Below are 24,960 nucleotides of genomic sequence, written 5' to 3' on the forward strand. Positions count from 1 at the left end.
TTAAAGTGCGGGAAGCAGGCAGACCGGACGAAAGATTTGCGGCCGGTTACGCCGGCGTTTACCACGTGACGGAAATCATCCGGATAGAAAAATAATCGCGGAACACCATACAAGAATCACTAAACAAGACCGACCCCATGAAAATTTCCGAAGAGACGATCGCGGCTCTGTACCGGCATTTCCAGACCCATCCGACGGTTTCGACCGACAGTCGCCGGATCACCCCGGGCTCGCTCTTTTTCGCGCTGAAAGGCCCCTCGTTCGACGGCAACCGCTTCGCCTCCGCCGCACTGGACGCAGGCGCCGCCTGCGCCGTAGTCGACAACTCGGCCGTGGCGGCCCGTTCGCTGGCAGGCAAACCGCTCGACGAACGGTTCATCGTCGTGCGCGACGTGCTTTCCGCCCTGCAGCAACTGGCGGCCTTCCACCGCAGGAAACTGGGCATCCCCATCCTGGCCATCACCGGTTCCAACGGCAAGACCACGACCAAGGAGCTGACAGCCCGCGTTCTGGCCACCCGGTTCCGGGTATCGGTCACACAGGGCAACCTGAACAACCACATCGGCGTTCCGCTCACGCTGCTGGCCATGGACCGCCGTACGGAGTTCGGCATCGTGGAGATGGGCGCCAGCGCCTGCGGAGAGATCGCCGCCCTGTGCAAAATAGCCGCCCCGGACTACGGGCTCATCACCAACATCGGACGCTCCCACCTCGAAGGTTTCGGAGGCCCGGAAGGGATCGTGCGGGGAAAAGGCGAACTGTACGACTATCTGGAGCGCCACCACGGCCTGGCCTTTTTCCGCCAGGAGGACCCCGTTCTCCGCGGCATGGCGGACGCCCGGCCCCACCTGTTGTCCAAACCCTATGCCACCGAGGAAGGCGACCTGCCCAACCATCTGGAAGGCAGTTACAACCGGATGAACATCGCGGCGGCAGCGGCTGTCGGCGAATACTTCGGTGTCCACGGACGTGAAATCCGGGAGGCCATAGAGGAATATCGGCCCGACAACCACCGCTCCCAACGGATGCAGACGGCCCGCAATACGCTGATCCTCGACTGTTACAACGCCAATCCGTCGAGTATGGGCGCCGCCCTGGACAATTTCGGGGAGCACAGCTTCGACCCGCAGCTTCCACGCACGGCAATCCTCGGCGACATGCTGGAACTGGGCAAATGGTCGGCGGCCGAGCACGAAGCGATCCTGCGGAAACTGGCAGGAATCCACCCGGCGGAGACGCTGCTGGTCGGCCGGGAGTTCTCCCGTGCGGCGGAGAGCCTGCCTCCGGAAGCGAAAGCGACCCTGCACACGTTCCCCGACCGGGAAGCGCTGGCCGCATGGCTGAAGGAACACCCGCTCTCCGGACGGCTGATCCTCGTCAAGGGATCGCACGGCATCGGGCTGGAACGGATCACGGAACTGCTCTGACCCCCGTTTATCCCGCGCCGGGTGTCCCGGCTTCCCGGTCCTTCGCCGGAAACGGACGAAAAAAGGCCGCATATCGGAATATGCGGCCTCATTCGATCGTATCAGAAAATTATCTGTTCAACAGTTTTTTCACATCGGCATATACGCTCGGACCCGAGAAACCGAACTTCTCGTCCAGCACTTTGTAAGGCGCCGAGTAACCGAAATGGTTCATTCCGTGAATACAGCCGTGTTCGCCCACCAGACCGGCCAGCGTCACCGACAGTCCGGAGGTAAGGCCGTAGCGAACCACTCCTTCGGGCAGGACACTGCGCTGGTACTCCTCGCTCTGGTCACGGAACAACCCTTCGGAGGGAGCCGACACGATCCGCACCCGGACACCCTCTTTCCGGAGCAACTCGGCCCCTTCGACCAGCGTGGAAACCTCCGAACCGCTGGCGATCATCACCACATCGGGCGTACCTTCGCAATCCGCCACCACATAAGCCCCCCTGACGAGCTGACGGGCCTCCTTCGCCCGGTCGCCGCCGGCTGCGGGCAGCGCCTTGATATTCTGGCGGGAGAGGATCAGCGCCGTAGGACGGTCGTTATGCACCGCCAGGTCCCAGGCAGCCACCGTCTCGGCCGCGTCGGCGGGACGCAGCACCACCATCGAACGCTGGTTCTCATGGTTGCGCAGATGCTCCATCAGCCGGAGCTGCGCCTCGTGTTCCACGGGCTGGTGCGTGGGACCGTCCTCGCCCACGCGGAACGAATCGTGCGTCCAGATGAAAGTCACCGGCAGACGCATCAGCGCCGCCAGACGCACGGCAGGCTTCATATAGTCGGAAAAGACGAAGAACGTGCCGCAGGCGGGGATCACTCCGCCGTGGAGCGCCATGCCGTTCATGACGCAGGCCATCGTCAGCTCGCTCACGCCCGCCTGCAGGAACTGCCCGCTGAAATCGCCCTTCGCAAAGGCTTTCGTCTTCTTCAGGAAACCGTCCGTCTTGTCCGAATTGCTCAAGTCGGCCGAAGCGACCACCATATTCTCGATCCGCTCCGCATAGTAGGAAAGCACGGCGGCCGAAGCGGCACGGGTCGCCACATCGGGCCCGTAGCTCACCCGGGTGTAATCCAGTTCGGGCACTTCCCCTTCGAGGAACATTTTCAGCTTGGCGGCCAGTTCCCCGTGTTCCGCCGCCCATTTCCGCTCCGTCTCCCGGATCTCCGCACTCCACCGCTTCAGCTCTTCACGACGCCGGGCATAGAGCTCGGCGCTCTCCGGGAACACCCGGAAAGGATCGTCCGGATCGCCGCCCAGATTGGCCACTGTCCCGGCGAAATCGCTTCCCGCTGCCGAGAGAGGCTGACCGTGGGTGGACACCTTGTTTTCATAGCTGGTGCCGTCGGGCCCTACGGCCCCCTTGCCCATGACCGTCCGGCCGATAATCAGCGTAGGACGGTCGGCGGCCCGCTGGGCCGTGCGCAGCGCCCCGCGAATCTGTTCGGCGTCCTGCCCGTCCACGGTGAGCACGTGCCAGCCCCACGCCTGGTATTTGGCGGCCACGTCTTCCGTGTCCACCTCTTCCACCTTGGTCGAAAGCTGGATATTGTTGGAATCGTAGAACATGATGAGGTTCGACAGGCCCAGGTGACCCGCGATGCGGCCCACCCCCTGCGAAATCTCCTCCTGGATACCCCCGTCCGAAATGTAGGCATAGGTCTTGTGCGCCATCCACTCCCCGAAACGGGCCACGAGGAAACGTTCGGCGATCGCGGCTCCCAACGCCATGGCATGTCCCTGTCCCAGCGGGCCCGAGGTATTCTCCACACCGTGGGCCAGATCGCGCTCGGGATGGCCCGGCGTAACGGAACCCCACTGCCGGAACTGCTTCAGATCGTCCGTCGTGTAGAACCCGGCCAGGCACAACACCCCGTAAAGCATCGGCGACATATGTCCCGGATCGAGAAAGAACCGGTCCCGGAAGGGATGGTCCGGCCGCTCGGGATCGTATTTCAGAAATTCGGAAAAGAGCACGTTCACGAAATCGGCTCCGCCCATCGCGCCGCCGGGATGTCCCGACTTGGCCTTTTCCACCATCGCAGCCGCCAATATCCGAATATTGTCCGCCGCCTTGTTTGTCATGTCTGCCATATATCTCTATTAAATTGGGATTTCTCCCACAAATGTAACATTTCTTCGCACAACCTCCCAGAATCGGGCGGAAAAAAGGCACGAAAAAAAGCACGGCGCTGATGCCGTGCCCTTTACAAAACGTCCTATCCCACCTGTTTGAGCCGTGAAAGGGTCGCCTTCTCGACCTTGCTCCGGGCATAGGGCAGCGTCACGCGGAAACTCCGGCAATCGCTCTGCGAGGGCAGGTCGAACATCGTGTCCATCATGATCGCCTCGCAGATCGACCGCAATCCCCGGGCCCCCAGCTTGAATTCGACCGCCTTGTCCACGATATAGTCCAACACCTCCCCGTCGAACGACAGGTCGATCCCGTCCAGTTTGAACAGGCTCACGTACTGTTTGACGATCGCGTTCTTGGGCTCGGTCAGGATCGAGCGCAAGGCATCGCGGCCCAGCGGCTCGAGGTAGGTGAGCACCGGCAGGCGGCCGACCAGCTCGGGGATCAGCCCGAATGCCTTCAGGTCCTGCGGCATGATATACTGCATCAGGTTGTCGCGGTCGACGCGCCGCTCGTTCAGCCGCCCGTACCCCATCGCCCGGGTGTTGAGCCGCTGGGCGATCCGCTTCTCGATCCCGTCGAATGCGCCCCCGCAGATGAACAGGATATTCGACGTATTGACCTGTATGTACTTTTGTTCGGGATGCTTGCGCCCGCCCTGGGGCGGCACGTTCACCACGGTGCCTTCCAGTATCTTGAGCAGCGCCTGCTGCACGCCCTCGCCCGAAACGTCGCGGGTGATCGAAGGGTTGTCCCCCTTGCGGGCGATCTTGTCGATTTCGTCGATGAAGACGATTCCCCGCTCGGCCAGCGCCACATCGTAATCGGCCACCTGCAGCAACCGCGAGAGAATGCTCTCCACGTCCTCGCCCACATAGCCCGCTTCGGTGAGCACCGTGGCATCCACGATGGTGAAAGGCACCTTCAGCAAACGGGCGATCGTCCGGGCCAGCAGGGTCTTTCCCGTACCGGTCGCACCCACCATCACGATGTTCGACTTGTCGATCTCGATCCGGTCGGATGCATCTTCCTCTGCATGCAGAAGCCGCTTGTAGTGGTTGTAAACCGCTACCGACATATACCGTTTGGCTGCCTCCTGACCGATCACGTACTGATCGAGGAAGGCCTTGATCTCGGCCGGTTTGAGGAGCTCCTCCTTCCGGATTTTCGGAGCGCGGGCCGGACGTCGGGCCGGCTTGCTCTCCATCAGCAGTTCATGGCCGTGCTCGATGCATTTGTCGCAGATGTTGGCCCCGTCCATCCCTCCGAACAGCACCTCCACCTCGCTGCGCGGCAAACCGCAGAACGAGCAGCAATCCATGTTGCCGTCATTTTCTTTCTTTCCCATGTTTCTTCTGTTTCTATTTGGCGTCCCGCTTGGCGAGCACCTCGTCGATCAGACCGTACTTCACGGCCTCCGGGGCGGTCATCCAATAATCGCGGTCGGCGTCCTTCTCGATCTTCTTGATCGGCACGCCGCTGTGTTCCGAAATAATCTCGTAGAGCTCTTTCTTGGTCTGCAGAATCTGCCGGGCCGTGATCTCGATGTCCGAAGCCTGTCCCTCGGCCCCGCCGAGCGGCTGGTGGATCATCACCCGCGAGTGGGGCAGCGCCGAACGTTTCCCCTTCTTGCCGGCCGTCAGCAGCACGGCGGCCATACTGGCGGCCAGCCCCGTGCATATGGTGGCCACGTCCGATGAAATGAGCTGCATCGTATCGTAGATACCCAGCCCGGCCGAAACCGATCCGCCGGGAGAGTTGATATAGATCTGTATATCCTTCTCGGGATCGGCCGACTCCAGGAACAACAACTGGGCCTGGATGATATTGGCCGCATCGTCGTAGATGGGAACCCCGAGGAAAATGATCCGGTCCATCATCAGGCGCGAGAACACGTCCATGGTGGCGACGTTCATCTGGCGCTCCTCGATGATCGTCGGCGAGATGTAGGAATCGGCCACCGACCGGAAACGGTGCAGCTTCAGCGAACTGATCCCCTGCCCCATCGCATATTTCTCAAACTCTGTCTTTTTCATAGCATCGCAATTAAATAATGACTCCACGGAAAGACGATTTCATCAAAAATCAATCCCCGTGGAGTCAAATATACGAATATTGCGGCAAATCGTCCTTCTATCCGCGGTATTTCTCGGCCAGTTTGCCGAACTCTTCCACACTCACGCTCTTTTCGCTTACTTTCACCATCGGCGTGAGGGCATCCACCACCTTGCGCTCGTAGAGCTTCTCGTAAATCTTGCGGGACTCCTCCTTGTTCTCCAGAATGGAGTTGGCGTAGTTGGCCAGCATGTCGTCGGCCACCGTACCCATGCCGTACTGGGCGAACTGCATCCGCGTAAGGGACTTGGCCTCTTCGAGCGCCTCTTCCTTGGTCACGTTGAGTTCCAGCGTCTGGATATAATGTTTCTGGATGATGTTCCACTTCATCATCTCCACGAACCCGGCGAAATCCTTCTCGATATCCTCCATCGTGAACTTACCCTCGTTGATCGTGTAGAGCCAGCGCTTGAGGAACGCCTCGGGCAGGGTCAGATTCGCCTTCTTCACCAGCATGTCGCGCATCTCGAGCAAGAACAGGTAATCGCTCTCGCGGGCCAGGTCCTTCGAAATCTGGGCATCGAACCAGGCATCCAGCTCTTTCTCGCCCTTCACGTTCCCCTCGGGGAAAGCCATCTTGAAGAACTCCTCGTTGAGTTCCGGCTCGGCGAACTTGCGGATCTTGGTAACGGTAAGCTTGAATTCGGGTGCGATACCGGCCAGTTCATCCTCCTTCACGTGCAGGATGGCGGCCCGCTGGGCAGGATTCTTATAGAGTTCGTTGATATTGACATCCATCTGGTCGCCGACCTTCTTGCCGAGGAACGGTTTGCGCTCCTCCTCGCTCATGCTCACCAGCCCCACGTAAGCCTCCTCCACCTTCATCGCCTCGCTGTCGAGCGTCACGGTCAGGGCCTCTTCGCCCTCCACCTTCTCCACGTCCACCAGACGGCCGAACTTGCCGAGGAAACTCTTGCGGTATCCGTCGCGCATCTCCTTGCTCACCTCGATCGTATAGCGGGTCAGCTTGTCCTTCGCACCCAGTTCGATCTTCACTTCGGGCGACACGCCGAACTCGAAGACGAACTCATGCTCGGTGTTGTTCTCGAAATCGAGCGGCTGCTGGCGGTCGCTGGGCAACAGGTCGCCGATATAGTTGATCTTCTCCTTCTCCAGATAGTCGAAGCAGGCGTTCGAAGCCATTTTGTAGGCCTCCTCGGCCACGGCACCGCGGCGGTACATCTTGTTGATCACGCCCATGGGCACCATCCCCGGCCGGAAACCCGGGATATTGGCTTTTTTCTTGTACTGGCGCAGGGTCTTGTCCACCGCCTCGTTGTAATCGGCCTCACCCACGGTCACTTTGAGCAGTGAAGTCAGATCGTCCAGGTTTTCTCTTACGATATTCATTTTGCGTTATCTATGTATTTATTCGTATTTTCGGAACACAAACCGAGCCCACAAAGATAATGCTTTTCGCCGATACTGCAAATTTTTTCATTTTCAGCATGGTGAACGGCCTGCTCCGGCTCCTTTCCGACAGGAAGGCCCTTCCGTACCCGGCCGGAAAGCGGTCGTCCGGAACGAAAAACATCCGGCGGCCTCTTCGGATGCCGTCCGGATGTCTTCGTTTCGGTTTTCCCGTACAAACCGTCGTGCGGATAAAGGGACTCGAACCCCCACGCCTTTCGGCATCAGATCCTAAGTCTGACGTGGCTACCAATTACACCATATCCGCATGTGCGGCACAAAGGTAATGAATTTTATTCACTCTGCAAACCTCGCGTCAGCGCTCCAGTACGCACCGGATATCGAGCCCGTAGATTTCCGGGTTCTGTTCCGGCGAGAGCCGGAGATTCATGGAAGAAAAGAACACCGTGAGCGAATCGGTCCGCCATACGAGCAGTTTCCCGGCATTTTTCTCCAGCAGCCTTTTCCCCGGGCGGGCCTCCTCCGAACAGCCGATCGCCCGCAGCTGTTCCGCCAGCAGCTCCCGACCGGACACGACGCAGCGCAACACGCTGTCGGTATAGATGCGGAGCGTATCGTTCCCGAACGAATAGCGGTCCGGACCCGACGACCATTGCCCGGGGAAGGAAACGGCAGCGTATCCCCGGACATCGAACGAACTCCGGTCATCGCTGAGGTAAAGCGTCCGGGCCGTATCGACCTCCACCGTATCCCACCCGCAGACATAACCTTCGATCGGTTCCGGAGCGATTTTCAGCAAATCGTCCGCCTCCTGCAGACCGAACAGGAAGCGCTTCTCCCGCTCCAAATACTCCAGCGATTCGTACATGCGGCGGTAATCCTCCCGGTACACCGTATCCGAAAGGGGCCGGCGCACCACGTCGAAACGCCCTGTCCCGTCCAGCATCCCGAGACGGGAGGCGATCCGCTCCACCCGGTCCCGTTGCGAGGCTTCGCCCAGCGCCCCGGCCGAAACCGGCGGAATGTACGTGCACAGCACCAGCAGGGCGAGTGCGGCCGTACATATCCCCAGGTAACGCCCTCCCCGCTTCGAAAAGAGCAGCCCCAGGGAGAAGGTCATCACCGCTCCGCAGACCAGCAGATAGACCCGCGCCTCGGTCAGTCCGTATTCCCCCACCCGGTAGAGGACGCCGATCCAGAACATCGCCACCGCCGGCAGGGCGACAAGCCCGAAACGACCGAAAAACCAGCCGTACATCCTCCGCCTCAACAACGGCTGGCAGGCCCCGACCGCCACGGCCGTCATGGCGAACGCGAAAACCATATAGGCGATCCCGCCCTTGGGCAGCGACCACGACACGGCGATGGTCACGAAATAGAGATACAGGATCGCGGTGTAGACGAGCAGGGCCGGCGTGACGATCCAGTTGAGCAGCGTGGTAAACATCCCGCTGCCGGCCATGCCGCCCCCGAGCGCACCGCGCACGAAAGCGAGCAGCATCATCGGGCATGCCGTCCCGTAACAAAGCAGCGCCGAATAGGAGCCGAAATCGGGAATGAAAGAGTATTCCAGCCCGAAGATATAGATCAGCGAATGATAAATGGCCAACAGCAGGCAGTAGGCCACCGTAGCGAAAAACCCGGCCACGGCCGCGGCATAGAGATAGGCGACCGCCTCCTCCGCGAAACGCCCGTCGTCGCGTACCCTCCGGCAGGCGAGCACGGCCAGCAGCAGGCAGGGATAGGCCACGAAATAGGCCGTCGATTCGATCCACTCCTCCGAAGCGCTCCACCACAACGGGAGCATCACGATCCAGCAGAGACGGTACCCCCACCGGAACGCCCCCCCTCGCAACAGGTTGTTCAGCACGTATGCCGAAGCGAAAAAGAGCGGGATCAGCGCCATTCCCTCATGGAAACGGGAAAACGCCCCAGCGATCATCGGGGCGCCGGCAAACAGCGTAAAGGCCACGATTCCCGTCTCCACGGGAAACAGACGGACGGTTTCGGCCAGCGCCGCAAACCATTTTCTGGGCTCGAATCTCATCATCGGAATCTATTGAAAAGGCCGGATCGTCCGACACGGCCGCATCTCTCCCTACCGCACGAATTCCAGCGGCTGACCCCGGAACTCCTCGTCGATTTCTCCATTCCGGTTCACCACGCGGCCGTTCACCAGCGTATAGACCACCCGGTGGCTGAACCGCACCCCCTCGAAAGGAGACCAGCCGCATTTGTAGAGGATATTCTCCGGCCCCACGACCCACGGATCGTCCGGCCGCACCACGGCGATGTCGGCATAGGCCCCTTTGCGCAGGAACCCCCGGTCCCGCACCGCGAACCGGATCGCCGGGGCATGGCACATCTTCCAGACCACCTGTTCGGGCGTCCATAACCCCTGCCTGCCCAGCTCCAGCATCGCCACCAGCGAATGCTGGACGAGCGGCCCGCCCGAAGGGCACTCCCAGTAGGGACGCGACTTCTCTTCCACCGTGTGTGGCGCATGATCGGTCGCCACCACGTCCACCTTGCCGCCGAGCACCCCGCGCCGCAGCGCATCCCGGTCGGAAACCCGCTTCACCGAGGGGTTCCACTTGATCCGGTTTCCCTTCACCGCATAATCCTCCTCGCTGAACCAGAGGTGATGCACGCACACCTCGCTGGTGATTTTCTTCTCCGCCACGGGTTTCGCATCGAACAGCGAAAGTTCCCGTTCCGTACTCAGGTGCAGCACATGCAGGTCCGCCCCGTAGCGGTCGGCCAGCTCTACGGCACGCGCCGAAGAACGGTAGCACGCCTCCGCACTGCGGATCACGGCGTGCATGGCCGGAGATACCCGGTCGCCCAGTTCGCGCCGGTAACGCTCCGCATCGGCCCTCACCGTCGCCTCGTCCTCGCAGTGGGTGGCGATCAGCACCGGACTTTCGGCGAAGATGGCCGAAAGCACCCGCCGGTCGTCCACCAGCATGTTGCCCGTCGAAGACCCCATGAAGACCTTCACCCCGCAGGTGGTGCGGGGATCGACCCGGTGCAGCTCCCGCAGGTTGTTGTTGGTCGCCCCGAAATAGAACGAGTAGTTGGCCAGGGAACGCTCGGCTGCCAGTTCGCGCTTCCGCTCCAGCAGGTCGAGCGTCGTGGTGGTAGGCTTCGTATTGGGCATATCCATGAACGAGGTCACCCCTCCGGCCACGGCGGCACGCGACCCGCTGCGGATATCCTCCTTATAGGTCAGTCCCGGTTCCCGGAAATGCACCTGGTCGTCGATCGCCCCGGGCAGCACCAGCATGCCCCGCGCGTCGATCCGCTCGCCCTGGAATCCGCTTTCGGGCCGGTCGCCCTCCCCGATCTCCGCAATCCGTTCGCCCCGCACCACGAGGTATCCGCGGAAACTCCGCCCCTCGTTCACCAGGGTTCCCCCTTCGATCAATACGTCTGCCATATATTCGTTCTCAATTTTCGCCATGCCGTCGCGCGGCCGCAAACGCGGCCTGGACATCTACCGTACGTTCCGGCCCCGGATCGTGCGGAAACGGAGCTTCAGCACGCCCCAGAAAGCCTCACCGAAAATACCGCTGCTCATCTTCGAGGAACCCACCACCCGCTCGGTGAAGACGATCGACACCTCCCGGATGCGGAATCCCAGCTTCCATGCGCTGTACTTCATCTCGATCTGGAACCCGTACCCCTTCATCTGCACGGCATCCAGGTCGAGCCGTTCAAGCACCTCGCGCGAATAGCACACGAAACCCGCCGTCGCGTCCCGCACGGGCATCCGCGTCACCGTCCGCACATAGACCGACGCATAATAGGACATCAGCAGGCGCTTCATCGGCCAGTTGACCACGTTCACGCCCGTCACGTAGCGCGAACCCACCACCACGTCGGCCCCTTCGACTGCCGCCTGGTAGAGCCGCACCAGATCGTCCGGATTGTGCGAAAAGTCGCAATCCATCTCGAACACATAGTCGTAGTCCCGCTCCAGGGCCCAGCGGAATCCTGTGATGTAGGCCGTTCCGAGCCCCTGCTTCCCGCTCCGTTCGAGCAGGTGCAGACGATCCGGAAAATCCTGCTGGCGGCGCTTCACGATCGAAGCGGTTCCGTCGGGCGAGCCGTCGTCGATGACCAGCAGGTCGAAAGGTTCCGGCAGCGAAAAGACCTTGTCGATCATGGCCGAAATATTCTCCTTTTCGTTATAGGTGGGGATGATTACGACTTTGCGCATGGAATAAAATTTTAATTTCTGAACAAATGTAATAATTTTGTGGCAATTACACGGCCTGTCGAAAAATATTTCACGGGCACGCACAAACAATCTTCAAATCCTATGCCCCGACAGATCACGCTGGTACTCACTCCCCGGCAGGCCGCCGACCCTTCGTTCTACACTCCGCTCGCCATCCGCCGGGCGGGACTTACCGAACGCGAAACGGCCCTCTGCCGCGTGGTCAGACGTTCGATCGACGCCCGCAGCCGCCAGCCCAAAGTGAACCTCACGGTGGAGATTTTCGAAGACCGCGAACCGGCTCCGGACCCCGTGCGCTTCGACTATCCGCAGGTGGAGGGCCGCACGCCCGTGGCGGTCGTGGGCTCCGGACCCGCCGGGCTCTTCGCGGCCCTGCGGCTGATCGAACAGGGGCTGCGTCCCGTCGTGCTGGAACGGGGACGCGACGTCTCGGCCCGCAAACGGGACGTGGCCCGCATCAACCGGGGCGGAGAGGTCGATCCCGACTCCAACTACGCCTTCGGCGAAGGAGGTGCGGGCACCTTCTCGGACGGAAAACTCTTCACCCGTTCAAAAAAACGGGGCGACTACCGCCGGGCCCTCGAACTCTTCGTCTTCCACGGCGCCGACCCCGAAATCCTTTACGACGCCCATCCCCACATCGGCACCGACCGCCTGCCGCGCATCATTTCGCGCATGCGGCAAACGATCGAGGCGGCCGGGGGCACGATCCTCTTCGGTACCCGCATGACGGGCCTGCTCCTGCGCGACGGGAAAACCGCCGGGGTCAGAGCCCTCCGCACCGACCCCGCCTCCGGAGCCGTCACGGAAGAGAAGGTCGAAGCAGCCGCCGTGATTCTCGCCACGGGACACTCGGCACGCGACATCTACGAAACGCTGCATGCGGCTGACATTCCCCTTGAAGCCAAACCCTTCGCCATGGGCGTACGGGTGGAGCACCCGCAGGCACTGATCGACTCGATCCAGTACCACACCCCCGAACGGGGCGAGTGGCTGCCGGCCGCCGCCTACTCGCTGGTGACCCAGGTGGCCGGACGGGGCGTATACTCCTTCTGCATGTGTCCGGGAGGTTTCATCGTCCCGGCCCTCACGGCCCCCGGCGAATCGGTCGTCAACGGCATGTCCCCTTCGGGCCGCAACTCCGTCTTCGCCAATTCGGGCATCGTGACCGAAATCCGCCTCTCCGACTTCGCCCACCTGGTCCCGGAACACGGACCACTGGCCGGCCTCCGCTTCCAGCAGGCGTTCGAACGGGAAGCCCGCCTCCACGGCGACGGCGGACAGGTGGCTCCCGGACAACGTCTGGCCGACTTTACGGCCCGGCGGTCTTCGCGCACCCTGCCCCGCACTTCGTACGTACCGGGAATCACCCCCTCGGAATTCGGTCGCTGGATGCCCGGATTCATCGGCGAAGCGCTCCGGGGCGGGTTCCTCGACTTCGGCCGCAAAATGCGCGGTTATCTGACTAACGAGGCGGTCATCGTGGGGGTCGAATCACGCACCTCGTCGCCCGTGCGGATTCCGCGCGACCCCTCCACGGGCATGCACCCCGCCGTTCCCGGCCTGTTCCCCTGCGGCGAAGGGGCCGGTTACGCAGGCGGCATTCTTTCGGCCGCGCTCGACGGGGAACGAACCGCCGAACAGACCGCCGCCTACCTCGGGAAACGCCGGTAAAATATCCGAAGAATAGGGACTTACCTTGCCGCAGGACAGAAGTTTTCCTTGCAGCGGGTCCGTGCGACGACCTCTCCGATTCCCGGCAAAACCGTCCGCTACTTCCCTTCCGGGCGCACGAACCCTTCCGCCGTCGCCCGTTCGGCCATCACTTTGGTCCGCGCCTCGATGTCGGGATGCGTGGAAAACAACTGCTGTACCTTGCTCGACTTGTCGCCGCCCATCTGCTCCTCCATCTTCTTCAGCTTCTCGAACGAAAGCGCCATGGCCCACGGATTCACCCCGTGGCTCTTGAGGAACTCGTATCCGTACTGGTCGGCGGCATACTCCTGTTTCTGCGAATAACGGGCGCTCATCAGAGCCTCCCCCAGATTTCCCAACTGCGAATCGGTCAGCCGTGCCGCCGTACCTCCCGCCGAGGAGATACCGTCCCGCAGGGCCGAAGTGAGCAGGGCGTTGCGGAACGCGTCCTTGGTATCCTTGTTCCGCACGTGCCCGATCTCGTGACCGACCACGCCCAGAATCTCCTCGTCCGACATGATATCCATCAGCCCCGAATAGACCCGCACGCTGCCGTCGGCACAGGCGAACGCATTGACATCCTGTGTCCGGTACACCCGGATGTTGATTCCGTCCTTATTGTTGAAACTTTGCGTGATCCGTTCCAGCCTCAGGGTATAGGGATCATCGGGCCCGCAGAGCGTGTTGACCGAATCCGACTGCCGGACATACTCCCCGACGTACTGCTCGATCTGGGCATCCGAAAGCGTGACGGCCTGCAGGGTCTTCATCCCCGCCGACAGGGCCTTCTTCAGGTTGAACTGTGCCACGGCTCCGGTGGTGCCCAGCAGCATGAAAAGAGAAATGACGGATAAAATTCTATTCATAACGCATTCGATTTGAGGGTCCGTTCAAAAGCGAAGCAAATATACGACTTTTCCGCTGTCGCCCTGTCGCAAAAAAACTTTTCTTTGGCGATTCCCGGCGGCCAGTGCCCCGAACGCCGTTGAAACCTACCGCGATCGGCCCCGCTTACCGTCCGCCGGCGCGATAATTCGCAAAGTATAGTGCATTATTAAGGATAATACCTTATATTTGTAAAGCGAATCGTGCTATTTGCCGGTTCGTACGGCTCTTACCAATCGTTGGAATAATAGTGGAACCTGTGTTTTGGGCATCAGAACCTGAGAAATTCAAACCCCATGAAACACAGTTTGTCTGCCGGAGGTGTGCTTTTTGCATACCGAATATCCGGCACGGGACAGACTGTCATGGAAGGGGGTTTCTCAGGACCTTGATGCCCGGCAGTTTGCTCCCGTGCCTTTTTTATCCGCCGATCGGAAAGCCGGGAACAAATTCCGTCTGCCATGCGCCAACAGTCACTCAATTCCTTTCCAAATAAAAAAAGCCTGCTCCAGGCAGACTTTTTCCTTGTAGACCCGACGGGAATCGAACCCATATCGTCAGAACCGGAATCTGATATTCTATCCATTGAACTACGGATCCAAAAAATAAACCGGTGGTTTATCGAGAGTGCAAATATGCTATATTTTACCGGGAAATGCAAATAGTTCGGAAAAAATATTTCCTTTTCCTCCACGGAAAGCGTCAAAAGATTCCAATACCAGATTGCATCGGGTTGCAATATAAATGCAATATCGTTACAATATTCAACGGATATTTCGGTTTTTTTAACAAAATTTAGTTTACTTTTGACTCCCAAAACAGACAGAATGGTAACGTTAGACAATTGGCAGCGGATCGAAAAACTGGTCAAATGGACCGGTCTTTCCGTCAACGCCTTTGCCCGGAGCATCGGCCTCAACCGTGGGGAGAACCTCTACCAGATCAAACGCGGCAACAACGGGATCAGCAAGGAACTGGCCGACCTTATCACCTCCAAATACATCACTGTCAGCAAGGCATGGGTTCTCACGGGGGAAGGCGACATGTTCGTCGAGGACGTGGCCAAACAACAGAACGTTACCGTCCCCTACTACAAGATGGACGCCGTGCAGTTCGTCCTCTCCAAGGAGTACATCGCCCCCACCTACCACATATTCGTCCCCATGTTCAGCGGATGCGACTTCGCGGCCCTTTCGTTCGGCGCGGCGATGAATCCCGAAATTCCGCAGGGGGCCATCGTCCTGTGCCGCAAGGCCGAGACGAACAACATCCTGCCCGGAGAGAACTATCTGATCGTAAGCGGCCCCTTCAACGGCATCCGCTGCATCCGCAAGGACCCCGACTCCACGCGCGTGCGTCTCGTGCCAAAAAACAAGGAGGACTACGACGAGATTTCCATCGAACAGAAGGAGATCAAACGGCTCTACCTCATCAAGGGGGTCATCATCAACAAATCCGTCTGACAATAACCCTAAGATATTCATTCTATGTTTTCAGGAATCGTTGAAACGACGGCCACGGTGGTGGCTGTCCGCGAAGAGAAAGGCAACAAGCACTTCACCCTGCGGTGCCCCTTCACCCGGGAACTCAGGATCGACCAGAGCATCGCCCACAACGGCGTCTGCCTGACGGTGGTGGACATCGACGGCGACGACTACACGGTAACGGCCGTACACGAAACACTTCTCAAGTCGAACCTCGGACTGCTCCGCGAAGGCGACCTGGTGAACCTGGAGCGGAGCATGCGTCCCGACGCCCTGCTGGACGGCCACATCGTACAGGGCCATGTGGACCAGACGGCCCTCTGCACGGGCGTCGAAGAGGCCGGCGGAAGCTGGTATTTCTCGTTCCGTTACGTCCCCCAGGGAGACAACACCACGGTGGAAAAGGGCTCGGTGGCCGTGAACGGCGTAAGCCTCACGGTGGTGGATTCGAAACCCGACAGTTTCCGCGTGGCCATCATCCCCTACACCTACGAACACACCAATTTCTGCCGTATCAAGGAGGGAACGACGGTCAACATCGAATTCGACATCGTGGGCAAGTACATCGCCCGCCTGATGAAGAACTACCTCGGCAAATAATCCCCAGCCCTCCTGCGACACCGGTCCGGGTTCCCTTGCGGGAAGGTCCCGGACCGTTCTTTTTTCCCGTAATCCGGCCACGGCGCAGGCCCTTTCCCTCCGAAGAGACGATTCTTAACGTTTTTTTCACAGGCCGGGGAAAGTTCCTCCGCGGCTTTTTGCTACCTTTGCCCAGTCCACCCGTCTCCGGGCAGGAGACAAAACAGGGAAACATGAAGGTCAGGAGTATAGATTCCGCATCGCTGCTGATCGCGGGAGTGGCGGCGGCCACGGGTGTCGGAGCGGGCATCCTGGTGCAGGCCGACGGCTGGGTCGTGGTCGGCATCTGCGTGGTGACGTTCCTGCTGACGGGGCTCGCGGCGCGGGCGGTCATCAAGAAATTCGTCATCTACAAGATCAAACCGATCTACCAGATCGTACTTTCGCGCAACATCAAAACCAGCGAACTGGAAGAGGCCCTCTCCCACAAGACCAACCTGATCGAAGAGGTGGGGGAAGACCTTTCGGATTACGCGGAACGCAACCGTCGGGAAATTCTCCGGCTGCAAGAGAACGAACGTTACCGCAAGGAGTTCCTCGGCAACGTCTCCCATGAGATCAAGACCCCCATTTTCAACATACAGGGCTATATCCTCACGCTGCTCGACGGAGCGCTGGAGGACGAGACGATCAACCGCAAATACCTCGAACGCTCGGAAAAGAGCATTGACCGCCTCATCAACATTGTGAACGATCTTGAGGAGATTTCCAAACTGGAGTCGGGAGCCCTCCACCTGCAGACCGAGACGTTCGACATCGTGGCGCTGGCCCGCGAAATCGCCGACGCCACCGAAATGGAGGCGTCGAAAAAGGGAATCACCCTCCGGGTGGGCCATTCGGCCACGGCCCCGCTCCAGCCGATTCCCGTGAAAGCCGACCGGCGGTACATCGGGCAGGTGCTGGTCAACCTGCTGGTCAATTCGGTCAAATACGGCAAGGAGGACGGTCTCACCAAAATCGCCTTCATCGACCTGTTCGACAAGGTCATGGTGGAGGTCTCGGACAACGGCATCGGCATCGCCCCGGAAGACGTGCCCCGGGTCTTCGAACGCTTCTACCGCACGGACAAGAGCCGTTCGCGGGAGATGGGCGGCACGGGTCTCGGACTGGCCATCGTCAAACACATCATGGAGGCCCACCACGAAACGATCACCCTGCGCAGCGAACCGGGCAAGGGAAGCACCTTCTCCTTCACGCTGCCCAAAGCCTGACCGCCCCTACTTCTCCGGGACGGATCTCCGCTCCCTCCACACGCCGCCGTCCGCCTTTACGGCTTCGAGTTCCCGCCGCAGGCGTTCCGCAATTTCGGGATGCCGTGCCATCACATCGTGTTGTTCGGCAGGATCGTTGCGCAGGTCGAAAAGCCTTGCCTCGGGCCGGTTGCCGTAGAGATACCCCGACCACGAATCGGTGTAGGGATCGTCGCTGGGAGCCACGTATTTCCAGCCGTCCGAAATGATGGCCAGATTCTCCTGGAGGTTCATCACCACGGCCGAAGAACGCCCCCCGCCGCCCTCGCCCAGCAGGACGGAAAGGCAGTCGCGGCTGTCGGGCGCGGCTCCCGGTCCGACGGTGCCGCCGCAAAGCGACGCCAGCGAAGCGAAAAGGTCGATCTGGCTGAAGAGGGCGTCGTCGGAACTGCCGGGAACGATGCGGCCCTTCCACCGCACCACCATCGGCACCCGGGTGCCGGCCTCGTAAATGCTGTATTTGGTGCCGAGGAAAGGTCCCCACGGCTTATGGTCTCCCAACAACTCTTCGGCCCGGTCCTCGTACCCGTCGTCCACGATGGGCCCGTTGTCGCTGGAGAGGATCACCAGCGTATTGTCCGCAATCCCGAGGCTGTCGAGCACCGACAGGATACGGCCCACCGAGTAGTCGAGCGAGAGGATCGCATCGCCTCTCGGCCCCATGCCGCTCCGGCCCGCGAACCGTTCGTGGGGCACACGCGGCACATGAATGTCGTTGGTGCCGAAATAGAGGAAGAAGGGCCCGCTGCTGTTCCGCTCGATAAATTCGCAGGCCTTGTCCGTGATGCGGTCGGCGATCTCCTCGTCGTGCCAGCGGGCGGCCATTCCCCCTTTCATGTAGCCGATGCGCGAAATACCGTCCACGATCGACTGGTCATGCCCCATCGAGGGACGTATCCGGAGCAGTTCGGGATTATCCTTACCGGTCGGTTCCCCGGGGAAAGGCGCCGTATAGCTCACTTCGATCGGATCGGCGGGATCGAGCCCCACCACCCGCTGGTTCTCGATATAGACACAGGGCACACGGTCCCCCGTGGCAGCCATAATGTAGGAGTAGTCGAATCCGATGTCCTCCAGGCCGGGAGCGATCCTCCCGTTCCAGTCCTGCGATCCGGTCGTGTCGCCCAGCCCCAGGTGCCATTTGCCCACGGCCCCCGTGGCATACCCCGCGCTGCGGAACATGTCGGCCATCGTGTACTGTTCGGGACGGATCACCATGCCCGCGTTGCCGGCGGCGATACCCGTGCCCTCCCTCCGCCAGGGATACTGGCCCGTCAGCAGACCGTAACGGGCCGGAGTGCTGGTGGCCGCCACGGTGTGCGCGTTGGTCAGACGCAGCCCTTCTGCCGCCATACGCGCCACATGGGGAGTGCGGACGGTCTCCGAACCGTTCCAGTCCAGATCGCCGTATCCCACGTCGTCCGCCAGGATGACGATCACGTTGGGCGTTTTCGCCTTTTCGGGCTGGGAAGAACATGCGACGGCGCCGAGCGTCAGGAAAGCGGGGATAACGGTATTCGTTCTCATAATCCGGAGAGCCCGATCAGACGGGACTTCCGTAAAAATAAGCATCCGTCACGAAAAATCAAAGTACCGGAAGCGGAAATTTCCGGACCGGCAGACAGTTATTCGGCGATCCGGTCCACGATCACGGCGATGGCCCCGTCACCCGTCACGTTGGTCGCCGTGCCGAAACTGTCCATGGCGATATAGAGGGCGATCATCAGCCCCACGGCCACCTCGTCGAAACCGAGCATGGATTGCAGCAGACCCGCGGCCGCCATGATCGCGCCGCCCGGCACGCCCGGAGCCGCCACCATCGTGATGCCGAGCATCAGGATAAACCCGCAGAAGGCCGCCGCATCGACCGGCAGGCCCCCCAGCGTGATGATCGCCAGCGCACAGGCCACGATCTTCATGGTGCTGCCCGAAAGATGGATCGTGGCGCACAGGGGCACCACGAAACCCGCCACCGAAGGGCGTACGCCGCAGCGCAGGGTGCGGTCGAGAGTCACGGGAATGGTCGCCGCCGAAGACTGCGTACCCAATGCCGTGACGTAAGCCGCCAGCATGGTCCGCAGCAGACGCAAGGGATTCCTGTGCGCGACGGCCCCGGCCGTCGAAAACTGCACCAGCAACAGCACGAGGGTCAGCACGAAGATCAGGGCGATCAGTTTGACGAACACCTCCAATACCCCGGCCACCTGTCCGGAGACGGTCATCGAAAGGAAAATACCGAAAATATAAAACGGCAGCAGGGGAATGATGACACGCTCGATGACGAGGACGATCACCTTACGAAACTCGTCGAACAGCCCTTTGAGCACGCTTCCCGACAGACGGGAGATGCCGATTCCCAGCACGAACGAGAAGATCAGGGCACTCATCACCCCCAGCAGGGGCGGCATGTCGACGGTGAAATAGGGTTCGACGACCGAAGCGCTCTCCTCCATGCGGCTCAGGGAATCGCCCTCCAGCAGCCACGGATAGAGCAGCGTACAGGCTCCGTAGGTGAAAAATCCCGAAAAGAGGGTGAACCCGTAGGAGAGTGCGGCCGTAATCAGCAACAGGCGGCCGGCACTGTTTCCCAGATCGGCGATGCCGGGTACGACCAGCCCGATGATGAGCAGCGGAATGATGAAATTCAGAAAATTGCCGAAAAGGGCATTGAACGTGAGAAAAACCCGTGTCAGGGCTTCGGGAAAGAAGAAACCGCAGCCTACGCCCAAAGCGATGGCAAGCAGGATACGGGGCAGCAGTCCGATCTCGATGCGTTTCATGGCGATAAGATATTTAGGGGCCGGAGCCTATTTCGGTGCCTTGCGGTAGAGATAGATGCCGATGCAGAGGTAGAGCAGGTTGGGCAGCCACACCGAAATCTGCGCCGGGAGCAGACCTCCCTTGGCGAACTCCTCGGTGAATTTGCTCACCAGAATATAGGAGAAACAGAGGGCGATGCCGATACCGATATGGAGCCCCGTGCCGCCCCGCACCTTGCGCGAGGAGAGCGAAACGCCGATCAGCGTCAGGATGAAGGTCGAGATGGGATAGGCGAAACGGTTCTGCCGCTCCACCTCGAACTGGGCGATCTGGTCGGACCCCTTCTGTTTCTGCTGGCGGATAAAACGCGACAGATCGACGATGTTCATCGTCTTGATGAGCTCCTCCACCCGTCCCAGTTCATTGGCTTCCAGATTGATGAGGGTATCGAGCCGCTGATGGGTCTCGAATGTCTCCTTCTCGCCCTCGAACCGGCGGGTAATGTATTTCGGGGCCGACCAGCGCTTGGTCTCGGGATCGAAGCGCACGTCGGAGGCTTCGAGCGAGGAGACGATCGAACTCCCCTCGAACTGTTCCAGCGCGAGGAACGAAGCCCGCTGGCTGTTTCCCGAATAGTCGCGGATATAGGCGAACGTTCCGGGATAGACCTGCCGGTAGATATGCTGGTCGTACCGCTGGTTCTGCTTCTTCTTGAAATACTGGCTTTCGAAATCGACCCGCCGGGCATTGGCCGCGGGAATCACCACCAGATTGAGCGACAGCGAGAGCAGGGTGATCGCCGTAGCCGACACGAAATAGGGCCACATGAGCCGGTTGAAACTCACGCCGCTGGAGAGGATGGCGATGATCTCGGTCTGATAGGCCATCTTCGAGGTGAAGAAGATCACCGCGATGAAGGTGAACAGGCCGCTGAACTGATTGATGAAGAAGGGGATGAAGTTGAAATAGTATTGGGTGATGATCTTCGACAGGGGGGCTTTCAGTTCGATGAAGTCGTCGATCTTCTCCACCGCGTCGAAAATGACCACGATCACGATGATCAGGGCGATGGCGAACACGTAAGTTCCCAGGAACTTCTTGATGATGTACCAATCGAGTATCCTGAGCCCCGGGAACCGGAACCTGCGGTGCCCGTCCAGACGGGGCACGGGAGCCTGCATGCCGCTGTCCGTCATAGCCTTCGTCCCAGTTTAACGACCATTTCCCGTTTCCAGGCGAGGAACGACCCGTCCAGAATCCGCCGGCGGGCCTCTCCCACCAGCCAGAGGTAAAAGGCCAGGTTGTGCATCGAGGCGATCTGGGCGGCCATCATCTCCCCGGCGATGGCCAGATGCCGCAGGTAAGCCTTCGTATAGTGCGTATCCGCGAAGCAAAGACCCGCCGGGTCGATCGGCGAGAAGTCGTCCCGCCACTTCTGGTTGCGGATGTTGACGATCCCTTCGCTGGTGAAAAGCATACCGTTGCGCCCGTTGCGGGTGGGCATCACGCAGTCGAACATGTCCACGCCCCGTTCGATGGCCTCCAGGATGTTGACCGGCGTCCCCACCCCCATCAGGTAGCGGGGTCTGTCCTTCGGCAGGATGCCGTTGACCAGTTCGATCATTTCGTACATCACCGGGGCGGGCTCTCCCACGGCCAGCCCTCCGATGGCATATCCCTCGGCGCCGAACTGCTGCACGAATTCGGCCGAGCGGGTGCGCAGGTCGGGATAGGTGCACCCCTGCACGATGGGAAAGAGCGTCTGGCTGTATCCGTATTTCGGCGAGGTCTTTCCGTAGCGTTCGAAACAGCGTTCCAGCCAGCGGTGGGTCAGTTCGAGCGATCTGGCGGCATAGTCGTAGGGCGCGTCGCCGGGCGGACACTCGTCGAAAGCCATCATGATGTCGGCCCCGATCGAACGCTCGGTGTCGATCACGCTCTCGGGCGTGAACAGATGTTTCGATCCGTCGATGTGCGACGAGAAGCGGCATCCCTCCGGGGTGAGCTTGCGCGAGGTCGCCAGCGAAAAGACCTGGAAACCGCCGCTGTCGGTGAGCACCGGACCGTCCCAGCCGCTGAAACGGTGGACGCCGCCCGCCCGTTCCAGAATATCGGTGCCGGGCCGCAGGTAGAGATGGTACGTATTGGCCAGGATGATCCGGGCCTTCACCTCCTCCTTCAGGTCGCGGTGGAAAACCCCCTTGACGCTGGCTGCGGTCCCTACCGGCATGAAAATAGGGGTCGGGATCGTGCCGTGGTCGGTGGTGATCTCCCCGGCCCGTGCGGCGCAATCGGCGGCGGTATGCTGCAAATCGAACTTCATAGCGGACAAATGTACATATAATTCCCCAGCCCGCCAATTTTTTGGCGGCAGGTTCGGGAAATTTGTGTACCTTTGTCCGATTACAAATCACACCTACCGACGTGTCATTCCTTTCCCGGTTATACGAAAGTCTCGAAACCGCTTACGGGACGCCGGCGCTGGCCCTGGCCGCGGCGGCGGTCGTGCTGTTCATCGTACAGTTGTGTTACTGGATGCGGTGTTACGCCCGCATTCCCTCCTACCGCGTGGACGGCGGACAGGAACGCGACACGCAACGGCCTCCCGTCTCGGTGATCGTGGTGGTACAGGACGACTTCACCTATCTGGAGGAGACGCTGCCGCTGATCCTCGGCCAGCAATACCCCGAGTTCGAAGTGGTCGTGGTCGACCTGGCCTCCGCAGAAGAGTTCTCCGACGCCCTGCAGGCTCTGCAGGAGCAGCATCCCCACCTGTCCGCCACCCGCATCGAACAGGACACCCGCTTCCCGATCGGCCGCAAACTGGCGCTCAACGTGGGAATCAAGGCCGCCCGTTACGAACGGCTGCTGATCACCACCACGGCGGCCCGGCCCACGTCCGACCGCTGGCTCGCGCTGATGGCCCGGGGATTCGAACGGGGCGACGTGGTGTTGGGTTACTGCGGCATGGAACGCAAACCGGGCATCGTGAACCGGCTGATCCGCTGCTCCCGGGTCATGACTTCGGTCCGGGCTCTCAGTTCGGCGATCCGGGGCGTGCCCTACCGGGGCAGCATCCACAACCTCGGGTTCACCAAGACCCTCTATTTCGGTGTCAAGGGCTTCAACTACCTGAACCTCAATTCAGGGGAAGACGACCTTTTCCTGCAGACGATCGCCACGCCGGACAATACGGCCGTGATCCTCAATCCCAAGGCGACCGTGCGCCAGTGGCAGTGGGGCGGTGCGTCCTGGTGGCACGACCTGCGCAAATTCGAGAGCTACACCTACAAATACTATCCCCTGCAAGTGAAAAACGCCGTCCAGTGGGAGCTCGGCAGCCGCCTGCTCTTCCTGGCCACGGTGCTGACCGCCCTGTGCCTGCTCCCTCCCGAATTCAAGCTGGGTACGCTGGCACTATGGCTGCTGCGGCTGGGGATCGTGGAGTTCGAATCGTGGCGCATCCGGCGGCGGCTGGGCGAAGGGGGACTGGGCTGGTGCTGGATCGTCTATGACCTGTGGGCGCCGCTGTGCGAAATACGGCTGTGGCTCTCCCGCACGCTTCGTCCGAGCAAAGGCTTATGGAGATAGAGAGTTACATCGTAGCGAGCGATCAGCAGCTGATCGAGAGGGTACTGAAAGGCGACGCGGCGGCTTTCGAACACCTCTTCGACCGCTATCGGGAGGCCATGTTCCAGCTCTACATGCAGCGCACGGGCGGGAACCGGGACGACACCGACGACCTGCTTCAGGAGACCTTCGTCAAGGTCTACCTCAACCTGCACCGCTACAAGCCCGACTACACGTTCGGACAGTGGATCTACACGATCGCACGCAACACGTTCGTGGACTACGTGCGCAAACGCCGGGACGACCTTTCGATCGACAACGTGCAGGAGAGCCGTTCTCCGGCGCTGATGCCCGCCTCGGCGGCTCCCACTCCGGAAGAGAGTTTCATCAGCGTGCAGCAGCGGGCGCAGCTGGAACACCACCTGGAGCGGATGACGCCCCGCTACCGGCAGCTGATCGAACTGCGTTTCTTCCGCGAATACTCCTACGAGGAGATCGCCCGCGAACTCGACCTGCCGCTGGGCACGGTGAAGACCCAGATCCACCGCGCACGCGAACAGTTGTGCCGGTTCATCACCGAACACACGGACATCCTCCCGTAGGCGATCCGGGAGAACGGACCGGACGACAAGACCCGCAACCACGCTAACGGCCACACACGGCCCCCGCTCCGCACCACGGAACAAAAGCTCTCGCAAACCGACACACCACAACGCATGGAACTGATCGAAAAATATTTCGGGGAGGAACTCTCCCCGCTGCAAAGGGAACGCTTCGCGCGGCTGTACGACCTGTACGGGGGGTGGAACGCACGGATCAACGTCGTCTCGCGCAAGGACTTCGACCGGCTCTACGAACGGCACGTACTCCACTCGCTGGCCATCGCCCGGGTCTGCCGCTTCGGGGCCGGGGCCCGCATCCTCGACGTGGGATGCGGCGGAGGCTTCCCGGGTATTCCGCTGGCGATCCTCTTTCCGCAGGCCCGGTTCACGCTGGCAGACTCGATCGGCAAGAAGATCTCCGTGGTGCGCGGCGTGAGCGGGGCCCTCTCGCTGGAGAACGTGGTCCCCGTACACGGACGGGCCGAGGAGATCGATGCGCAGTTCGACTACGTCGTCAGCCGGGCCGTCACCCGGATGAAGGAGTTCGTCGGCTGGGTATGGAACAGGATCGAACCGGGACAGCAGGGAACGCTGCCCGCGGGCATCCTCTACCTCAAGGGAGGCGACCTGCGGGAAGAGCTGGCCGAAACGGGGAAAAGATACACGCTCTACGACATTCCCGACTTTTTCGAAGAGGAGTTTTTCGAGACCAAGAAGGTCGTCTACCTTCCCCGGTAGCCCT

At 60.7% G+C, this 24,960-nt stretch carries 20 protein-coding genes and 2 tRNA genes; 8 read left to right on the forward strand and 14 right to left on the reverse strand.

Annotated features, from left to right (window positions below; all coding sequences use genetic code 11):
- Positions 1 to 137: 137 nt before the first annotated feature.
- Positions 138 to 1,427, forward strand: a complete 1,290-nt coding sequence (locus INF32_RS08380; RefSeq protein WP_226387889.1) for a UDP-N-acetylmuramoyl-tripeptide--D-alanyl-D-alanine ligase — start codon at positions 138 to 140, stop codon at positions 1,425 to 1,427.
- Positions 1,428 to 1,536: 109 nt separating this feature from the next.
- Here the strand turns inward: INF32_RS08380 and INF32_RS08385 are convergent, their stop codons facing one another.
- The 8 genes from INF32_RS08385 to INF32_RS08420 form a co-directional block, all read right to left on the reverse strand.
- Positions 1,537 to 3,564 carry a transketolase family protein gene (locus tag INF32_RS08385; RefSeq protein ID WP_226387890.1) on the reverse strand — a complete coding sequence of 676 codons (2,028 nt, stop codon included), beginning with the start codon at positions 3,562 to 3,564 and terminating at the stop codon, positions 1,537 to 1,539.
- 125 nt (positions 3,565 to 3,689) lie between these two features.
- Positions 3,690 to 4,952 (reverse strand): ATP-dependent Clp protease ATP-binding subunit ClpX, encoded by a 1,263-nt coding sequence (clpX, locus tag INF32_RS08390; protein WP_226387891.1) that lies wholly within the window; start codon positions 4,950 to 4,952, stop codon positions 3,690 to 3,692.
- Between the two features lie 13 nt (positions 4,953 to 4,965).
- Positions 4,966 to 5,640 (reverse strand): ATP-dependent Clp endopeptidase proteolytic subunit ClpP, encoded by a 675-nt coding sequence (gene clpP / locus INF32_RS08395; RefSeq protein WP_226387892.1) that lies wholly within the window; start codon positions 5,638 to 5,640, stop codon positions 4,966 to 4,968.
- Between the two features lie 97 nt (positions 5,641 to 5,737).
- A complete protein-coding gene (locus INF32_RS08400; RefSeq protein ID WP_226387893.1) occupies positions 5,738 to 7,069 on the reverse strand; it encodes a trigger factor in 1,332 nt (443 codons plus the stop codon).
- A 246-nt stretch (positions 7,070 to 7,315) separates the two neighbouring features.
- Positions 7,316 to 7,397, reverse strand: a tRNA-Leu gene (locus INF32_RS08405).
- A gap of 48 nt (positions 7,398 to 7,445) precedes the next feature.
- Positions 7,446 to 9,140, reverse strand: a complete 1,695-nt coding sequence (locus INF32_RS08410; RefSeq protein ID WP_226387894.1) for a DUF4153 domain-containing protein — start codon at positions 9,138 to 9,140, stop codon at positions 7,446 to 7,448.
- 48 nt (positions 9,141 to 9,188) lie between these two features.
- On the reverse strand, positions 9,189 to 10,529 hold the full coding sequence (locus tag INF32_RS08415; RefSeq protein ID WP_226387895.1) for a dihydroorotase: 1,341 nt from the start codon (positions 10,527 to 10,529) through the stop codon (positions 9,189 to 9,191).
- 57 nt (positions 10,530 to 10,586) lie between these two features.
- The gene (locus INF32_RS08420) at positions 10,587 to 11,312 is read right to left on the reverse strand and encodes a polyprenol monophosphomannose synthase (RefSeq protein WP_226387896.1); all 726 of its coding nucleotides are present in this window, start codon (positions 11,310 to 11,312) and stop codon (positions 10,587 to 10,589) included.
- A gap of 102 nt (positions 11,313 to 11,414) precedes the next feature.
- Here INF32_RS08420 and INF32_RS08425 point away from each other — a divergent pair, with 102 nt between their 5' ends.
- A complete protein-coding gene (locus INF32_RS08425; RefSeq protein ID WP_226387897.1) occupies positions 11,415 to 13,007 on the forward strand; it encodes an NAD(P)/FAD-dependent oxidoreductase in 1,593 nt (530 codons plus the stop codon).
- A 98-nt stretch (positions 13,008 to 13,105) separates the two neighbouring features.
- Here the strand turns inward: INF32_RS08425 and INF32_RS08430 are convergent, their stop codons facing one another.
- Complete coding sequence (locus INF32_RS08430; protein ID WP_226387898.1) at positions 13,106 to 13,894, reverse strand: M48 family metallopeptidase; 789 nt, start codon at positions 13,892 to 13,894, stop codon at positions 13,106 to 13,108.
- Positions 13,895 to 14,441: 547 nt separating this feature from the next.
- Positions 14,442 to 14,513, reverse strand: a tRNA-Arg gene (locus INF32_RS08435).
- Positions 14,514 to 14,740: 227 nt separating this feature from the next.
- Here INF32_RS08435 and INF32_RS08440 point away from each other — a divergent pair.
- From INF32_RS08440 to INF32_RS08450, 3 genes are all read left to right on the forward strand, one after another.
- Positions 14,741 to 15,376 (forward strand): S24 family peptidase, encoded by a 636-nt coding sequence (locus INF32_RS08440; RefSeq protein ID WP_226387899.1) that lies wholly within the window; start codon positions 14,741 to 14,743, stop codon positions 15,374 to 15,376.
- A 24-nt stretch (positions 15,377 to 15,400) separates the two neighbouring features.
- Complete coding sequence (locus INF32_RS08445; RefSeq protein WP_226387900.1) at positions 15,401 to 15,997, forward strand: riboflavin synthase; 597 nt, start codon at positions 15,401 to 15,403, stop codon at positions 15,995 to 15,997.
- Positions 15,998 to 16,209: 212 nt separating this feature from the next.
- Complete coding sequence (locus INF32_RS08450) at positions 16,210 to 17,247, forward strand: sensor histidine kinase (RefSeq protein WP_226387901.1); 1,038 nt, start codon at positions 16,210 to 16,212, stop codon at positions 17,245 to 17,247.
- A gap of 6 nt (positions 17,248 to 17,253) precedes the next feature.
- On the opposite strand, the gene INF32_RS08455 is transcribed toward INF32_RS08450, so the two are convergent.
- The 4 genes from INF32_RS08455 to tgt form a co-directional block, all read right to left on the reverse strand.
- Positions 17,254 to 18,813, reverse strand: coding sequence for a sulfatase-like hydrolase/transferase (locus INF32_RS08455; protein ID WP_226387902.1), 1,560 nt, complete (start codon positions 18,811 to 18,813; stop codon positions 17,254 to 17,256).
- 98 nt (positions 18,814 to 18,911) lie between these two features.
- Positions 18,912 to 20,066 carry a dicarboxylate/amino acid:cation symporter gene (locus INF32_RS08460; protein WP_226387903.1) on the reverse strand — a complete coding sequence of 385 codons (1,155 nt, stop codon included), beginning with the start codon at positions 20,064 to 20,066 and terminating at the stop codon, positions 18,912 to 18,914.
- 27 nt (positions 20,067 to 20,093) lie between these two features.
- Positions 20,094 to 21,242, reverse strand: a complete 1,149-nt coding sequence (locus INF32_RS08465; RefSeq protein ID WP_226387904.1) for an LptF/LptG family permease — start codon at positions 21,240 to 21,242, stop codon at positions 20,094 to 20,096.
- Positions 21,239 to 22,369 (reverse strand): tRNA guanosine(34) transglycosylase Tgt, encoded by a 1,131-nt coding sequence (tgt, locus tag INF32_RS08470; protein WP_226387905.1) that lies wholly within the window; start codon positions 22,367 to 22,369, stop codon positions 21,239 to 21,241. Before tgt ends, INF32_RS08465 begins: the two co-directional genes overlap by 4 nt.
- A gap of 101 nt (positions 22,370 to 22,470) precedes the next feature.
- On the opposite strand from tgt, the gene INF32_RS08475 reads away from it, so the two are divergent.
- The 3 genes from INF32_RS08475 to rsmG all read left to right on the forward strand — a co-directional run bounded on the left by INF32_RS08475 (position 22,471) and on the right by rsmG (position 24,956).
- A complete protein-coding gene (locus tag INF32_RS08475; RefSeq protein ID WP_226387906.1) occupies positions 22,471 to 23,637 on the forward strand; it encodes a glycosyltransferase in 1,167 nt (388 codons plus the stop codon).
- Positions 23,628 to 24,218 carry an RNA polymerase sigma factor gene (locus tag INF32_RS08480; RefSeq protein ID WP_226387907.1) on the forward strand — a complete coding sequence of 197 codons (591 nt, stop codon included), beginning with the start codon at positions 23,628 to 23,630 and terminating at the stop codon, positions 24,216 to 24,218. The genes INF32_RS08475 and INF32_RS08480 overlap by 10 nt, the downstream gene beginning before the upstream one ends.
- Before the next feature lie 114 nt (positions 24,219 to 24,332).
- Entirely contained in the window at positions 24,333 to 24,956 is a 624-nt protein-coding gene (gene rsmG, locus INF32_RS08485; RefSeq protein ID WP_226387908.1) for a 16S rRNA (guanine(527)-N(7))-methyltransferase RsmG, read from the forward strand.
- Positions 24,957 to 24,960: the final 4 nt, after the last annotated feature.

It is taken from the genome of Gallalistipes aquisgranensis (genome assembly GCF_014982715.1).
GTDB classification, from domain to species: Bacteria; Bacteroidota; Bacteroidia; order Bacteroidales; family Rikenellaceae; genus Gallalistipes; species Gallalistipes aquisgranensis.

What these genes read in the sequence shown, in the direction of transcription:
- INF32_RS08385 (WP_226387890.1), bottom strand. Translation starts at nt 3,564, where the DNA reads ATGGCAGACATGACAAACAAGGCGGCGGACAATATTCGGATATTGGCG.
- INF32_RS08460 (WP_226387903.1), bottom strand. Translation starts at nt 20,066, where the DNA reads ATGAAACGCATCGAGATCGGACTGCTGCCCCGTATCCTGCTTGCCATC.
- INF32_RS08440 (WP_226387899.1), top strand. Translation starts at nt 14,741, where the DNA reads ATGGTAACGTTAGACAATTGGCAGCGGATCGAAAAACTGGTCAAATGG.
- INF32_RS08420 (WP_226387896.1), bottom strand. Translation starts at nt 11,312, where the DNA reads ATGCGCAAAGTCGTAATCATCCCCACCTATAACGAAAAGGAGAATATT.
- INF32_RS08380 (WP_226387889.1), top strand. Translation starts at nt 138, where the DNA reads ATGAAAATTTCCGAAGAGACGATCGCGGCTCTGTACCGGCATTTCCAG.
- INF32_RS08450 (WP_226387901.1), top strand. Translation starts at nt 16,210, where the DNA reads ATGAAGGTCAGGAGTATAGATTCCGCATCGCTGCTGATCGCGGGAGTG.
- INF32_RS08425 (WP_226387897.1), top strand. Translation starts at nt 11,415, where the DNA reads ATGCCCCGACAGATCACGCTGGTACTCACTCCCCGGCAGGCCGCCGAC.
- INF32_RS08415 (WP_226387895.1), bottom strand. Translation starts at nt 10,529, where the DNA reads ATGGCAGACGTATTGATCGAAGGGGGAACCCTGGTGAACGAGGGGCGG.
- INF32_RS08410 (WP_226387894.1), bottom strand. Translation starts at nt 9,140, where the DNA reads ATGATGAGATTCGAGCCCAGAAAATGGTTTGCGGCGCTGGCCGAAACC.
- clpX (WP_226387891.1), bottom strand. Translation starts at nt 4,952, where the DNA reads ATGGGAAAGAAAGAAAATGACGGCAACATGGATTGCTGCTCGTTCTGC.
- rsmG (WP_226387908.1), top strand. Translation starts at nt 24,333, where the DNA reads ATGGAACTGATCGAAAAATATTTCGGGGAGGAACTCTCCCCGCTGCAA.
- INF32_RS08400 (WP_226387893.1), bottom strand. Translation starts at nt 7,069, where the DNA reads ATGAATATCGTAAGAGAAAACCTGGACGATCTGACTTCACTGCTCAAA.
- INF32_RS08465 (WP_226387904.1), bottom strand. Translation starts at nt 21,242, where the DNA reads ATGACGGACAGCGGCATGCAGGCTCCCGTGCCCCGTCTGGACGGGCAC.
- INF32_RS08445 (WP_226387900.1), top strand. Translation starts at nt 15,401, where the DNA reads ATGTTTTCAGGAATCGTTGAAACGACGGCCACGGTGGTGGCTGTCCGC.
- INF32_RS08455 (WP_226387902.1), bottom strand. Translation starts at nt 18,813, where the DNA reads ATGAGAACGAATACCGTTATCCCCGCTTTCCTGACGCTCGGCGCCGTC.
- tgt (WP_226387905.1), bottom strand. Translation starts at nt 22,369, where the DNA reads ATGAAGTTCGATTTGCAGCATACCGCCGCCGATTGCGCCGCACGGGCC.
- INF32_RS08480 (WP_226387907.1), top strand. Translation starts at nt 23,628, where the DNA reads ATGGAGATAGAGAGTTACATCGTAGCGAGCGATCAGCAGCTGATCGAG.
- INF32_RS08430 (WP_226387898.1), bottom strand. Translation starts at nt 13,894, where the DNA reads ATGAATAGAATTTTATCCGTCATTTCTCTTTTCATGCTGCTGGGCACC.
- clpP (WP_226387892.1), bottom strand. Translation starts at nt 5,640, where the DNA reads ATGAAAAAGACAGAGTTTGAGAAATATGCGATGGGGCAGGGGATCAGT.